The organism is Granulicella mallensis (genome assembly GCF_014203225.1).
Lineage (GTDB): Bacteria > Acidobacteriota > Terriglobia > Terriglobales > Acidobacteriaceae > Granulicella > Granulicella mallensis_A.
This window is the reverse complement of the sequence record NZ_JACHIO010000006.1, coordinates 33,237-47,048: the sequence shown is the minus strand read 5'-3', so window position 1 is coordinate 47,048 and position 13,812 is coordinate 33,237. Positions and strand designations below refer to the sequence as shown.

Sequence of the window (13,812 nt, the reverse complement as noted above, 5' to 3'; positions counted from 1 at the left end):
AACAGGACCTCCTGTATCGAGCGCCCGCGCCGGCAAAGATTCCAGAAAGTTCAGAGAGAAGAAGACAATTCATGGCAAACACCAAGTCCATCACCAACAAAGAAGAGCGCAAGGCCGTAAAGCGCACCGCTCGCAAGAAAGCCGCTCCCAAGGCCCCACGTACCGGAGCACGCGGCGAGAACAAGGCCAAGGTCAAGAAGGCAGCACGCGGCGCCTCCAAGCGCTAACGGCAGAGAAATCAATCACGGCGGACGGAGCTTCGGCTCTGCCCGCCGTTTCTCTTGCGGAAATTCCGCGCACCTGTCCTGTTCCGCATAAAATCACACTACGTTCATAATTTCCTGCCGACGAGGAACGAGCACCTGGCCCGCCAAATCTTCGCCACGAAGTCCATCGACAAGCTGATTCGCGAGTCGGAGCTCCCTGGGAGCGCGCTCAAGAAGACGCTTGGCCCCATCTCGCTTACGGCGCTGGGGGTCGGCGCGGTCATTGGTTCGGGTATCTTCACGGTCATCGGCACGGCCATTGGCGGCAATCCTGCGGCGCTGGCCAACTGGAAAGAATCTCCGGTCATCGACCTGGTTCTGCACCACGGGCACATCGCCGGACGCCCCGGCGCAGGTCCGGCCCTCGCTCTCTCGCTGGTTCTGGTGGCGATCGTCTGTTGCTTCACCGGTCTCTGCTACGCGGAGCTGGCGAGCATGATCCCCATCGCCGGTTCGGCCTACACCTATACCTACGCGACGCTCGGCGAACTGATCGCCTGGATCATCGGCTGGGACCTGATCCTCGAATATGCGTTCTCGAACATGAGCGTATCGGTGGGCTTTGCCGCGCACTTTGTCGACCTGCTCGACTGGCTGGGCTTTCGACTGAGCCCTAAATGGCTCTCGCCGGCCTATCTTCCGCTGGGCCTGCAGGACCTCGCGGGCAAGGACATCTACGCGCCCGGCTGGCACTTCGGCTTCAACATTCCGGCGTTCCTGATCGTCATCCTGCTGACGATGATCCTGGTGCGCGGCATCCGTGAATCGGCCCGCACCAACAACATCATGGTGTTGGTAAAGATGGTCGCGATCCTCGTGTTCATCTTCGTGGGCCTGCACTTCATCCACCCTGCAAACTACGTCCCCTTCTCGCCGAACGGCTGGAGCGGCGTGCTCGCGGGCGGAAGCATCATCTTCTTCACGTACATCGGCTTTGACTCCGTCTCGACAGCCAGCGAAGAGTGCTGCAATCCGCAGCGCGATGTGCCGATCGGTATCATCGCGACACTGATCGTCTGCACGATCCTCTACATTGGCGTGGCCCTGGTGTTGACGGGCATTGTGCCGTGGCAGACCGTCATCGGCGATGCCGCGCCGGTGGTCAACGCGCTCAAACGGCTGACGCTCCAGACCGGCAGCCCCCTGCTGCACTGGACGCGCCTCATTGTCCTGCTGGGCGCGATCATCGGCATGGTCAGCTCGATCCTGGTCTTCCAGCTTGGCCAGGCGCGCGTGTGGTTTGCGATGTCGCGCGACCGTCTGCTGCCGGACATCTTTTCAAAGCTGCATCCCAAGTTCCGTACTCCGGCCTTTGCGACGTGGTTCGCGGGCATCCTCGTCGCGATCCCTGCAGGGTTATTCGATGTGGGCACGCTGGCCGAGCTCTCGAACATCGGCACACTGTTCGCGTTTGTGCTGGTATCGATTGGAGTGCTGGTACTGCGCCACAAACAGCCTGAACGGCGTCGCGGCTTCCGCGTCCCCGGCGGCCCGATCTTCCCGGTGCTGAGCGTGATCTTCTGTGTGCTGCTGATGGCAGGGCTGCCTGTTCGGACCTGGGAGCGCTTTTTTATCTGGCTGGTGATTGGGCTGGTGGTTTACTTCTTCTATAGCCGCAAGCGCAGTGAGTTCTACAAGGGCTAATAAACCACCCAAACATTGTCATCTCGACCGAAGGCATGCTTTTGCTTTTTTGGTTGTCATTCCGAGCGGAGCGAGGAACCTGCTGTCTCCCGTTCTTCGTTCGTACCGCCCAGAAAATACGTGACCCAGAACGGGACGAAGTTTGCCCTAACGCACAACGTTTATGGTGGCACTATCAAAAAACGGGAGACAGCAGGTTCGCTCGCTCCGCTCGGAATGACAACCAGAAAAGCAAAGCGCGCCTTCGGTCGAGATGACAGTTTTGAGGTGATTACATCACGCCGGAATCAACTGCTCCGCCTTCATCCGCTCGAACAGATCAAAGAACGACTTCGGCGTGTCCTGATGCGCCAGGAACCCCAGCTTCCGGCTCTTGCTCATATCGTTGACGCACTCGATCTTCCGTCCCAGGTCGCCATCCGTATGCCACCACGAGGCCAGCCGATTGACATCGCTCTCCACCAGCCCATACTTCGCCGCAATGGCCTTCCACGCCTCAGGCGCGCCGGACATCTTTCCTTCGAGCGGAGCGCCGCCCTCAGGTGGCCCACCGGCCTCGACGCCAAAGTACGCGGCCAACTGCGGCCACAGCCAGCGCCAGCGGAACACATCGCCGTTGACGACGTTGAACGCTTCATTCCGCGCCGCCGGAGTCGTTGCTGCCCACTCCAGATGCTCCGCCAGCAGGCGCGCATCGGTCACATCGGTCAGCGCGTTCCACTGCTCTACCGATCCGGGGAAGATGAACTTCTCGCCACTCTCGCGGCACAGCGTCGCGTACACCGCGAGTGTCGATCCCATGTTCATCGCATTGCCCACCGCAAAGCCGACGATCGTATGCGGACGATGCACACTCCACCCGAAGCCTCTGCGCTCCGCCGCGGCGTACATCACATCTTCCTGGGTGTAGTAGAAGTTCAGACCCGGCAGGCGCGGCGTATCCTCGCGGAACGGTGTTTCTGCTGCCGTCTGCCCATAGGACTCGAACGGCCCCAGGTACTGCTTCGTCCCGGTCACCAGGGCTGCGTGCTGCAGGCTCTTCGCGCCTTCCAGGCCGGCGAAGACGTTCTCGACGATTGCGCCATTGACCTTCACGTTCTCGGCTTCGGTGTCGTGGCGCACCCAGGCACTGATGAAGACGTCCGTAACGTCTACGCCCTGCAGGGCCTTGCGCACGGCTTCGGCATCGCGAAGGTCGGCTGCGAGTCCGCGCACGCCGTCCACTACCTGCGCTCCGCGAGAGAGCCCCAGCACCTCCCAGCCGTTACCGATCAATCTCTTCGCCAGGTTCTGTCCTACCACCCCTGTCGATCCCACCACCAAAGCCGTTCGCTTCTGCATCCATCCTCCTGCTCGCAAGCACCTCTGCTATAGATGCTCGGCCGGGCTGGAAGCATCAGGAGTTCGCGACAGCCCATAACTGCGTCCAATAAAGGAGAATGCCGAAAACCTTCCTCACAGCCGAGTGGCGCAAGCTCATCATGGCGCAGTACGAAATCGCACCGGAGACGCTCGCCCCGTGGCTTCCACGCGGTCTGGAGCTCGATCTCTACCAGGGCCGATGCTACGTTTCGCTCGTCGGGTTTCTCTTCGACCGCGTCCGGCTCAAGGGCCTGCCGATCCCTTTCCACACCCGTTTCGAAGAGGTGAACCTGCGCTTCTACGTTGTGCACACCGCGCCGGATGGCACACGCAGGCGTGGCGTCGTCTTCATCCGCGAGTTCGTGCCCCGAGCGGCGATTACGTTCGTCGCCAACACCTTCTACGAAGAGCCCTACTCCACCCTGCCGACGCTCTCCAGCATCGTGAAGAGCCAGCAGTCACTCGACGTGCAGTACTCCTGGAAGCATCGCGGCAGATGGCACAGCCTCGGAGTGGAGGCCTCGCCGGCCGCCCAGCCCATCGCCGCTGGAAGCGAAGAGGAGTTCATCACCGAGCACTACTGGGGCTATACCCGTCGCGGGAATGGCAGCACGTCGGCCTACGAGGTCCAGCATCCACGCTGGGAGACTTATCCCGTCCTCCTCCACGCTCTTGACGTCGATTTCGGTGCGCTCTACGGCGAGGCCTTTGCGATGCTCAATAGCCAGGAACCGGCCAGCGTGCTGCTGGCCGAGGGTTCCCCGGTGAGCGTGCTGTCGGGGAGTGGCGAAATCATCGCCTAGAGGTAGCTATTTCGTAAGCGGCAGCTTTTGTTTTGAAGGGGCGGGGCTTCAGCCCCGCCGTTGGGACAACCTCTAAAGCGGCTTTAGCCGCAGAGGGAATGCTCGCTCACCACCCTCTTGCGACCCCGGCGCTTTCCCAGCGTCTAATCCTGTGGAGGTTTAAGATTGTCATCATGAGAACCATCGACGCCTCACAGGGCATTCGCATCCTCGACAGCCGTACCACCGCAAGCCTTCTCAGCAAGGTGCTCTGGATCACCACTGCCGGATTTCTCTTTACCGCCTTCGGAGCCTACATCGCTCCCGACGTTCTGCCCGGCATGGGCTTCTTCGCGGTCGTTCTGATCAACTTCGGCCTGATCTTCGGAATCAGGGCCGCCACGCGCCGCTCCACGGGGCTTGGCCTGGCACTGTTCTACCTCTTTACCGTGCTGATGGGTGTGGAGATCGGCCCGCTGCTCAAGGCCTATCTGCATATGGCCGGCGGCCAGACCGTCGTCTTCGAAGCCGCGCTGACCACCGCGATGGGCATGGCGGTCATGGCCATGATCGCGCAGATCGCCCGCTTCGACTACCGCAAGCTCGCCTCGTTTGCCTTCGCCGCCCTGATCGGGCTGGTCATCATCGGCTTCCTCTCGGCGTTCCTGCACTTCATCAGCCCCGGCGTCTATGCCTGGCTGGGCCTGGTGATCTTCAGCGTCCTGCTGCTGGTGGACTTCATGCGGCTCCGCGACAGCCCCGCAGGCACCACGCCTGTGATGCTGGCCCTCAGCATCTATCTCGACGCCCTCAACATCTTCATCTTCCTGCTGCAGATCTTTGGCAACGGCGGCGGACGGCGCGATAACCGCTGGAGCTAAGCCGGAAGATAGTTGTTGTTCTTGCTGTTGTTGCCTTTGTCTTTCTGGTTGTCATTCCGAGCGTAGCGAGCGAACCTGCTGTCTCCCGCTCTTCGTTCGTACCGCCCAGAAAATACGTGACCTGGAACGGGACGTGGCTTGCCCTAACGCACAACGTTTTTGGTGGCACTATCAAAAAACGGGAGACAGCAGGTTCGCTCGCTACGCTCGGAATGACAACCAGAAAAGCAACAACAAGAAAACGACAAAAACCTTCGACTGCGCACCTCCCAAAAGCGCGAAGCGCTACGGTTCACCGATCCTCATGTGGCGAGCACGAGAGTTGACTACACTACTTGAATGGCACGCCGCACCAACTCTGCGCAAGATTCGCTGGCTCAACTCGATCCGCTCACCTGGCTTCGTGGCTTGCCCAAAGCCGAGCTGCATCTGCACCTCGAAGGCTCGATCACCCCTGAGACCCTCGTAGAGCTCTCGCGCACCAACGATGCCGCGCCCCTGTCTCTCGAAGCGGCGAAACAGGTCTACAGCTACACCGACTTCCCCAGCTTCCTGATGAGCTTCAAGTCCGTCACCGAGCGGCTGCACACGCACACCGACTACGAGACCATCACCTACGCCATGCTGCGCGATCTCGCCGTGCAGGGCGTGCGTCACGCCGAGGCCTATATCTCCATCGGCATCCTCTACCGCTTCGCGCGGCTGGATGTGGACGAGGTCATGGCCGCCATCGAGCGCGGCCGCGTGCGCGGTGAAAAGGACTTCGGCGTCTCGCTGCTGTGGATCATCGACGCCGTGCGCCACTTCGGTCTCGAAGAGTGCGAACGCGTCTTCCGCAAGGCCGCCGAACTGCAGCATCAGTACCCCAGCGTCGTCGGAATCGGAATCGGTGGCGATGAGGCCCGTGGGCCTGCCCACGAGTTCCGCGACCTCTACGCCGAGGCCAAGGCCGCAGGCCTGCACCTGACCTGCCACGCGGGCGAATCGACCGGCCCGCAGAGCATCTGGGCAGCTTTGAATATCGGAGCCGAACGCATCGGCCACGCCCTCACGGCGGAACAGGACCCTGACCTCATCGAAGTGCTGGCCCAGCGCCAGATTCCGCTCGAACTCAACATCACGAGCAATCTCCGCACCGGCTGCTGCCCGGCCCTGCTGGAGCACCCCGTGCGCCGCTACTTCGACGAAGGCCTGATGGTCACGCTCAACTCCGACGACCCGCCGTTCTTCGGTGCCAACCTGCTCGACGAGTACCTGCTCTCCCACACCCAGTTCGAGTTCACGCTCGACCAGCTTCGCGAGGTCGCGGCCAACTCCATCGAGGCCAGCTTCCTCAAGCCGGAGCGCAAGCTCGCTCTGCTCGGCGAGATCGAACGCTACGGCTGGTAGCCGCTACTCCGCGTTCTGCCGGCGCCTTCTAAAGGCAGCTACCTTGTGGCGATTGCCGCAGGTCGCCATGCTGCACCATCTGCGGCGGTGCGACTTCGTCTGATCGTAGAACCAGAGAACACACTCTTCGTTCTCACAGCGCCGGACCAGCTCAAAGTTGGCGGTAGTAAGAAACTCCGCGGCCGCTTCGGCGAGGGGCGCGAGAACCTCCTCCGCTGTGCGCTGCTTCCAGCGCCGCACCAGGCGTAGGCCGGCCTTCTCCGGGATGAGTTCAAGATGGCTTCGCGACTCCGAGAGAAACTCGTTGAGTGTGGACAGCTCCAGACGCTTCTCTGCCTTGCGCCTCTCGATCAGCGTGCGAATCGCTTCACGCAGCGTACGTGCGGCGTGGAGCAGGGAAGCGGGTTTGAGGCTGGAGAGCCCCTTCTCAACGGGCCAGCCCGCCTGGGCCAGCCACTGCCGTACGTCACTGTCACTCTGCAACGCGTCCACCAGCTCTCCATCGACAGCCGAGACGGTGTTGAGCATCTGAATCGCGGGATGCTCGGTGAACCTGTTGGGCAGGTCTTGCAATCCGGTTACTTCGTGCAAAACGGTTACTTTCTCCGACATTCTGGCGGCCTCCTCCTCGCTTTATTTATTGTAACCCCTAAATATGTTATTGACAGGTTACCTATGCGAGGTGTAACCATTGAAGTGCGGGATAGGTGGTGTCTTGATCCGGCGAGTATTCGAGTACCAAGGAGAGAATGAAATGACACGTAGAGACTTTGTCGTACAGGGCGGCAGCCTGGTGGCTGCGGCAGGTGCAGCTTCTGCTGCTGCGGAAAAACCGTCGGTAGCAAAGACGAAGGCACTTGTTCCGCTGACGTCGATTCGCAGGGTCGAAGCGGATGGGGTTACGGTGTTCTACCGTGAGGCCGGTGCTCCGGACGCGCCGGTGGTTCTGCTGCTGCATGGCTTTCCGGCCTCGTCGTTTCAATACCGCGAGTTGATTCCTCGCCTCGCCGACAAGTACCGGGTGATCGCGCCCGATCTGCCGGGGTTTGGATTTACGGAGGTCCCTGAGGGACGACAGTACAAGTACACGTTCGATGCGCTGGCGAAGACGATCCTGGCATTTACCGAGGCTCTGAATCTGAAGCACTATGCGCTGTACGTCTTCGACTACGGCGCGCCTACAGGACTCCGCCTCGCGATGGCGCACCCGGAACGGGTAACGGCCATCGTGTCGCAGAACGGCAATGCGTACGAGGAGGGTCTCGGCGACGCCTGGGCGCCCATTCAGCGCTACTGGAGAGAGCCGACGCCTGAGAACCGCGAGGTGCTTCGCGGAGCTCTGAGCCCGGAGGGCTTGCGTTCGCAGTACGTCGACGGTGTGCCGCACCCCGAGAGGATCGCTCCCGAGGGCTACACGCTGGATGCGGCGATGATCGCGCGACCGGGCAACATGGAGATCCAGCTCGACCTGTTCCTCGACTATGCCAACAACGTAAAACTCTACCCGGCATTCCAGGAGTACTTCCGAAAGTCGAAGCCGCCGCTACTGGCGATCTGGGGCAAGAACGATCTGTTCTTCATTCCCCCAGGGGCAGAGGCCTTCCGCCGCGACAACCCCAATGCAACGGTCCAGCTTCTGGACACGGGCCACTTTGCGCTGGAGACCCACGTGGAAGAGATCGCCGAAGCCATGCGGCAGCTTCTCGCCAAGACCAGCGTAGGCTGACGAAGACGCTGAACAAGAGAGTCCTGATCTTTAGGGCCAAAGGCCCGTTTCATACCAGCCTGGGGTGAAGTGCAGCAGCGAGCGTTTCTAGCTCGCTGCAAGCGTAGCCCCAGGTGAGGAGCCAACAAGAAAGCAGAGGGCTGTAAGCCCGATTCATAGGATTCTGCACAGGAGATAGGTCGGGCTTACAGCCCTCAACTTCTTCTACTGCACCTGACCTGGGGCTACGCTTCCCGAGCCACCACGCTGTCGCATGCCGGCTCGGGTTCGCTCCACCCCAGGCTGGTATGAGACGGGCTCTTGGCCCTAAACATCAAATACGGACTCTTCCGCAGCCTGTTTAGCCGCTGAGGGAATGACGCAGAGCGCGCGCCAACATTAGTCTCACGCTCTGCGTCCAACTCCTCCAGCCATCTCCCGCGCTTACAATAAATAAAGCATGACGCTCGCGCACATCCCTCATCTTCACTACATCTGGCTGGTAGTCGCATCCACAATCGCCGGTGTAATGAATGCGATGGCTGGCGGAGGGTCTTTTATTTCTTTTCCGGCAATGCTGGGCGTGGGAGTTGCGCCGGTGCAGGCCAACGCGACGAATACCGTCGCCCTCTGGCCGGGACAGCTTACCTCGGTTGCAGCGCTGCGAGACGATGTCCGGCGCGACCTGTTGCCGACGGTCGCGCTGACCTGCCTCGTCGGTGGAGTGGCCGGCGCCGAAGTGCTACTGAACACGCCGCAGAGCACCTTCTTCAGGCTGGTCCCGTGGTTACTGCTGGGCGGAACGGTGCTCTTTGGCATCAGCGGGCCTATCTCGCGCTGGCTGCGGTCGCGCGCAACCCATCCTCATGCGCCGCACTCGATCCCTAAGCTTGGTCTGGCGGCTGCGTTGTTTCCGGTGTGCTTTTACATCGGCTACTTCGGCGCGGGCGGCGGCTTCCTGGCGATGACGGTCCTTGCGCTCTTCGGCGTGGAGAACGTGCACGAATTGAACGCGATGAAAGTGGTCGCGGCACTGCTATCCAACCTGGTGGCGATCGTTACGTTTATCTTGAAGGGTGCCGTGGTGTGGCACTATTGCGTTATCTCCATGGTCTTCGCGGCTGCTGGCGGCTACGTCGGAGCGCGTTGGGCGAAACGCACCAATCCCAATGTGTTGCGAGCCGTGATCGTCGTGACCGGATGCACGATTGCGGCTTATTTTTTCTGGAAGCAGGCATAAGAAAAGGACAACGAAACTGGTCCGGCCCAGCCCGGAGGAGCGCCGCGATAGGGGTTTTGCCCTTAGGGATGAGGATATTTGTATGAGTCATGAAGGAATCCGTATCGTTAGTGCGGAAGAAGCAATGAGAGAAGAAGCCACACCGAAGCTGACGGGAGATGCGATCTCTCCCGCGAAGGTGCGTGTGGACAAGAGCGGCGGCACGGGCATGACGATCGAGTGGCGCGACGGACACACGAGCTCATGGAACTTCGCCTGGCTGCGCGCGGCCTGCCCCTGCGCAACCTGTCATGAAGAGCGCAACGCCGCCGATCGCGCTCCCGGTATCGCGAAGCCAAAACCCGCGTCGTTGCTGCCGATGTTCGAAGCTCCGCCGCGGCCCGTCGATGTGACGCCGGTGGGCAAGTACGCGCTGCGCTTCAAGTGGAACGATGGCCATGAGGCCGGGTTGTACTCGTGGGACTACCTGCGGAACGTGTGCGATGTCGAAGCGCGAAAGCAGTCGCAGCATCTCTGAGATCGTTCGAATTGGATTTGCGAATTCCGTAATATCCCATGTGTTCTTGTTCAACTCCCCACAGGATCGTCATCCTGAGCGAAGCGCCTCGCGCTTTTTGCGAGGTGCGCAGTCGAAGGACCCCGAGGGACTTGATCCCACCCACGATCTCCGGACCTTCTCCACCACAAAGGCCCAGGCTCGAGCGCTTGAGGTGGAAAAGGGACAAAGGACATCGGCAAGATTGCAACTCTCGGGGTCCTTCGACTCCGCGTCCCCAAAGGCCGGGACGCTACGCTCAGGATGACATCTCTATGGCGAGATAAAACATTTCAAGCCACCGGCAGCTCCGGCGTCGCCGCCAGCAACTGCTGCGTATAAGCCTCACGCGGCGTCTCGCATACCTCGCTCCACGTCCCTGTCTCGACAAGGCGTCCGCGCTGCATCACCGCGACACGATGGCAGAGATAACGCACCAATGGCATCGAGTGCGAGATGAACAGACACGTGAGCCCGTAGCGCTGCTGCAAATCCCGCAGCAGGTTGATGACCTGCGCGCCCACCGACACGTCGAGCGCGCTCACCGGCTCGTCGAGCACCAGCAGATCGGGCCGTAGCGCCAGGGCGCGGGCGATGTTGATGCGCTGCCGCTGGCCGCCGGAGAACTCATGGGGATAGCGTCGCAGCGCGGAGCGTTCGAGGCCTACTTCACTTAGCAACTCGTCGAGCCGCGCCTCCAGCCCTTGCGGCGGCCGCTCTCCGTGGATGGCGAACGGCTCCGCCAGTGTCTGCTGCACCGTCATGCGCGGATCAAGCGCCGCGTAGGGGTCCTGGAAGACGATAGCGAGCCTGCGTCGCAGACGGCGCATCTCGCGTGGAGTAATGTGCATCAGGTCGAGCGTGCGCTGCTGCCCGTCAGCCTCTGTCGCGTTGTAGAGGATCTGTCCGGCGCCGGGTTCGATCAGCCGCAGCAGCATGCGCGCGACGGTGCTCTTGCCGGAGCCCGATTCGCCGACCAGGCCCAGCGTCTCCCCGCGAAAGATCTGCAGAGACACGTGGTCGACGACGCGTGCGCTGCCGTAGTCCTTGATGAGGTCCCGGGCCTCGATAAGAGGTGCGGCTTCGTGGAGATCGTTTGACTGAAGACTCATGCCGTCATGAATGATGATACGAGGTCAGCTACTTCGAGGGAGCGGCATCGGTGCTCGTTGAATCGTCGCGCACGATCTTCCAGCCCGCCGGAGTCTTCTCCATGACGACCATGAAATAGCCGTTCGCATTACCGACGGCCGCGCTCCGCTCCAGATGAAAGTGCCCTGTCGCCGTTGCGAAATGCTCATCCAGCGGCTGCACTTCAAGGTTGGAGAAGGTGAGTGTGCCCATCTTCTCGCGCGTGGAATAGCCTGTGCGATAAGCCTCGAGCATCTGCGCATAGCCGCGGCGCACCGTGCGGCCGATGAACAGGATATCCGGCGAATTCTTGTAGCTCGTGGCAAAGGAGTCCAGGTCTCCGCGATTCCAATCCGCGGCCGATTTCTGCAGCACAGCAATGATGGCAGCGTCTTCGTGCGAAGAGGCTGTCTGTGCACGAAGAGGCAGAACGAGCAGGCAAAGTGCAAGAGGCAGGGAGAGAAGACGAAGCAAGCGCATAACGGACTCCTGTAAATGAAGTGATGAAATTGTAGAACTTGTCTGCTGTGTACTGTTTCGTGATCCTCGCAGAGGTAACTGCCTGTTCGGTAATGTCTGATGAAGCGACGATCACGCTTTGCCGTTGTTTCTGAGATAGGTCCCGGCTTTACGGCGAATCACATACTTTATTCCCCCCCAGAATCGTCATCCTGAGCGTAGCGCCTCGCGTTTTTGCGAGGTGCGGAGTCGAAGGACCCCGAAGGACTTGATCTCACCCATAGTGCTGGGAGCTTTTCTACCTCAAGCATTCAGGCTCGAGTGCTTGAGGTAGAAAAACTCCAAAGAGTCTAGGCAAGAGGTCGACCCTCGGGGTCCTTCGACTCCGCGTCCCCAAAAGCCGAGACGCTACGCTCAGGATGACGATTTTGTGGGGATACATAAAACAAAAGCTATGGGCGCGGCGAGCTTGATTTCACTCTAAACCGGGTCTCCGACGCCCTCAGACATTCCCTGCCCCATAGTCTGCATCTCAAACTTGCAGACCCGCAACGCGGGTGCTGGAGGATGTATGGCCAAAGATCTCTACACGCTGCAAGACCCGACGAAGCAATATCCCTTGCCGAAGTTCAAGCATCAGCCCCAGCGCGTTCCGGGGCTCGCCGCGAAGATGACGCCGAAGCCCGACCACGGCGAGACGAGCTATCGAGGCAGCGCACGGCTGCCCAACCGCAAGGCGCTGGTGACAGGCGGCGACAGCGGTATTGGCCGTGCGGCCGCGATTGCCTTTGCGCGCGAGGGTGCGGACGTCGCAATCAACTACCTGCCGAGCGAAGAGAGCGACGCCAGGGAAGTCATCGCGCTGATCGAAGCCGAAGGCCGCAAGGCCTTTGCGTTTCCAGGCGACATCAGCAACGAGAAGTTCGCACGCAAGCTGGTGAAGGACGTACACAGGAAGCTGGGCGGCCTCGATGTGCTGGCATGTGTCGCGGGCAAGCAGCATGCCGTGGACAAGATCGCCGACGTGTCGACGAAGCAGCTCGAAGAAACCTACCGCGTGAATGTCTTTGCCCTGTTCTGGATCTGCCAGGAAGCGTTGGCCTTGATGCCTCCGGGTGGCTCGATCATCACGACAGCCTCGATTCAAGCCACGCACCCCAGCCCGAGCCTGCTGGACTACGCGCCAACGAAGGCCGCGATTCTTGCGTTTACACGTGCGCTGGCGCGACAGGTAGCGGGAGACGGCATTCGTGTGAACTGCGTGGCGCCTGGGCCGGTATGGACTCCCCTGCAGACCAGCGGCGGCCAGCCGGACAAGAAGATTCCGGCGTTCGGTTCGGAGACGCCGATGAAGCGGCCGGGACAACCGGTGGAGATGGCTCCGTTGTATGTGTTGCTGGCGAGCCAGGAGTCCAGCTATGTGACCGGCGAAGTCTACGGCGCGACTGGTGGGCTCGAGGTGGGATAAGTATTGTCTGACGGATCGTAGCACGGGCTTTTATCTTTGTGACTGCCTTTGTTGTCTTCCGGCTATTACCTTTGTCCTCCGGCCATTGCCTTTGCTTTGAAGGGGCGGGACTTCAGTCCCGCCGTCTCTACCCTGCTGCTGGTGTGGCTTTAGCCACGGAGGGAATGCCCGGTTGTACTTCGATCCTGCAACCGTAGAGAATCGAAGCTATGGATAGCGTACGGATGGACAAGTGGCTGTGGGCGGCGCGATTCTTCAAGACTCGCGCCCTCGCTGCACAAAGCTGTGAGATGGGCCGCATCACCTCGAACGATCATCAGGCCAAGGCAGCACGCGACGTGCGCGTCGGCGATCGGCTGCGAGTGAAGAACGAAGGCGGATTATTTGAAGTCGAAGTGCTTGGGCTGAGTTCTGTGCGTGGCCCGGCTGCGACAGCACAGGCGCTCTATCGCGAGACAGAGGCCAGCAAGGTAGCGCGAGCAAAGGCAGAGGAAGAGCGAAAGGCCATGGCGGAGTTCGAGCTGCCGACGGGGCGGCCAAGCAAGAAGGATCGACGGACGATTAGTAAATTTCGCGGTCGGGTGATTGGTTTTTAATACGTGTCATCAAATTGTTTGGGGTACTGCGTGAATGCGAGCCCCAAAGGGGCGGTATATCCCAGCCCAGGGTGGAGGCGGCTGGCGAGCGCTTTTTGCTCGCCGTGTCGCCGGAACCCTGGGTACAAACCCAGTGAAGGTAGAGCCCTGTAGGGGCGACCTATCGTGGCTGCACGATATACCGCGCTTACAGCGCTCTATCTCCTTTTGCCACTTGACCCAGGGTGAGGCACTGCAGCGAGGATAAAACACTCGCTGCGATGCCTCACCCTTGACGCAGAGCGCGATGCAAATGTTTGTGGCGCTCTTTGCGTCCCCACCCTGGGCTGGGATATCACGCCTCTTCGGGGCTTA

General features: G+C 60.7%; 14 protein-coding genes. 10 read left to right on the top strand and 4 right to left on the bottom strand.

The genetic code is table 11. The annotated features are described in order from the left end of the window. Positions 1-71 precede the first annotated feature (71 nt). Together HDF15_RS08090 and HDF15_RS08085 are read left to right on the top strand one after the other, a co-directional pair. Positions 72-227: a hypothetical protein gene (locus HDF15_RS08090; protein WP_014263649.1), complete on the top strand. Its 156-nt coding sequence runs from the start codon at positions 72-74 to the stop codon at positions 225-227. A 147-nt stretch (positions 228-374) separates the two neighbouring features. Next, a complete protein-coding gene (locus HDF15_RS08085; RefSeq protein ID WP_409254873.1) occupies positions 375-1,910 on the top strand; it encodes an amino acid permease in 1,536 nt (511 codons plus the stop codon). A 276-nt stretch (positions 1,911-2,186) separates the two neighbouring features. Here the strand turns inward: HDF15_RS08085 and HDF15_RS08080 are convergent, their stop codons facing one another. After that, positions 2,187-3,251: an SDR family oxidoreductase gene (locus tag HDF15_RS08080; RefSeq protein WP_184254473.1), complete on the bottom strand. Its 1,065-nt coding sequence runs from the start codon at positions 3,249-3,251 to the stop codon at positions 2,187-2,189. Between the two features lie 98 nt (positions 3,252-3,349). Between HDF15_RS08080 and HDF15_RS08075 the strand changes: the two genes are divergently transcribed. The 3 genes from HDF15_RS08075 to add all read left to right on the top strand — a co-directional run bounded on the left by HDF15_RS08075 (position 3,350) and on the right by add (position 6,324). Further along, entirely contained in the window at positions 3,350-4,075 is a 726-nt protein-coding gene (locus HDF15_RS08075) for a YqjF family protein (protein WP_184254471.1), read from the top strand. Positions 4,076-4,248: 173 nt separating this feature from the next. Further along, positions 4,249-4,935 (top strand): Bax inhibitor-1 family protein, encoded by a 687-nt coding sequence (locus HDF15_RS08070; protein ID WP_184254469.1) that lies wholly within the window; start codon positions 4,249-4,251, stop codon positions 4,933-4,935. Positions 4,936-5,274: 339 nt separating this feature from the next. Beyond that, complete coding sequence (gene add, locus HDF15_RS08065; protein ID WP_184254466.1) at positions 5,275-6,324, top strand: adenosine deaminase; 1,050 nt, start codon at positions 5,275-5,277, stop codon at positions 6,322-6,324. A 3-nt stretch (positions 6,325-6,327) separates the two neighbouring features. Here the strand turns inward: add and HDF15_RS08060 are convergent, their stop codons facing one another. Beyond that, positions 6,328-6,936: an ABATE domain-containing protein gene (locus HDF15_RS08060; protein WP_184254464.1), complete on the bottom strand. Its 609-nt coding sequence runs from the start codon at positions 6,934-6,936 to the stop codon at positions 6,328-6,330. Positions 6,937-7,078: 142 nt separating this feature from the next. On the opposite strand from HDF15_RS08060, the gene HDF15_RS08055 reads away from it, so the two are divergent. From HDF15_RS08055 to HDF15_RS08045, 3 genes are all read left to right on the top strand, one after another. Then, positions 7,079-8,050 carry an alpha/beta fold hydrolase gene (locus HDF15_RS08055; protein WP_221314338.1) on the top strand — a complete coding sequence of 324 codons (972 nt, stop codon included), beginning with the start codon at positions 7,079-7,081 and terminating at the stop codon, positions 8,048-8,050. Positions 8,051-8,489: 439 nt separating this feature from the next. Continuing rightward, entirely contained in the window at positions 8,490-9,269 is a 780-nt protein-coding gene (locus tag HDF15_RS08050; RefSeq protein WP_184254462.1) for a sulfite exporter TauE/SafE family protein, read from the top strand. Positions 9,270-9,351: 82 nt separating this feature from the next. Then, positions 9,352-9,786: a DUF971 domain-containing protein gene (locus HDF15_RS08045; RefSeq protein WP_184254461.1), complete on the top strand. Its 435-nt coding sequence runs from the start codon at positions 9,352-9,354 to the stop codon at positions 9,784-9,786. 311 nt (positions 9,787-10,097) lie between these two features. Here the strand turns inward: HDF15_RS08045 and HDF15_RS08040 are convergent, their stop codons facing one another. Both HDF15_RS08040 and HDF15_RS08035 read right to left on the bottom strand, forming a co-directional pair. Further along, a complete protein-coding gene (locus tag HDF15_RS08040; protein ID WP_184254460.1) occupies positions 10,098-10,916 on the bottom strand; it encodes an ATP-binding cassette domain-containing protein in 819 nt (272 codons plus the stop codon). A gap of 28 nt (positions 10,917-10,944) precedes the next feature. Then, on the bottom strand, positions 10,945-11,415 hold the full coding sequence (locus tag HDF15_RS08035) for a DUF4440 domain-containing protein (protein ID WP_184254459.1): 471 nt from the start codon (positions 11,413-11,415) through the stop codon (positions 10,945-10,947). Positions 11,416-11,965: 550 nt separating this feature from the next. Between HDF15_RS08035 and HDF15_RS08030 the strand changes: the two genes are divergently transcribed. Then, a complete protein-coding gene (locus HDF15_RS08030) occupies positions 11,966-12,862 on the top strand; it encodes an SDR family oxidoreductase (protein ID WP_184254458.1) in 897 nt (298 codons plus the stop codon). 209 nt (positions 12,863-13,071) lie between these two features. Beyond that, positions 13,072-13,458 carry an RNA-binding S4 domain-containing protein gene (locus HDF15_RS08025; protein ID WP_184254457.1) on the top strand — a complete coding sequence of 129 codons (387 nt, stop codon included), beginning with the start codon at positions 13,072-13,074 and terminating at the stop codon, positions 13,456-13,458. The last annotated feature ends 354 nt before the right edge of the window (positions 13,459-13,812 follow it).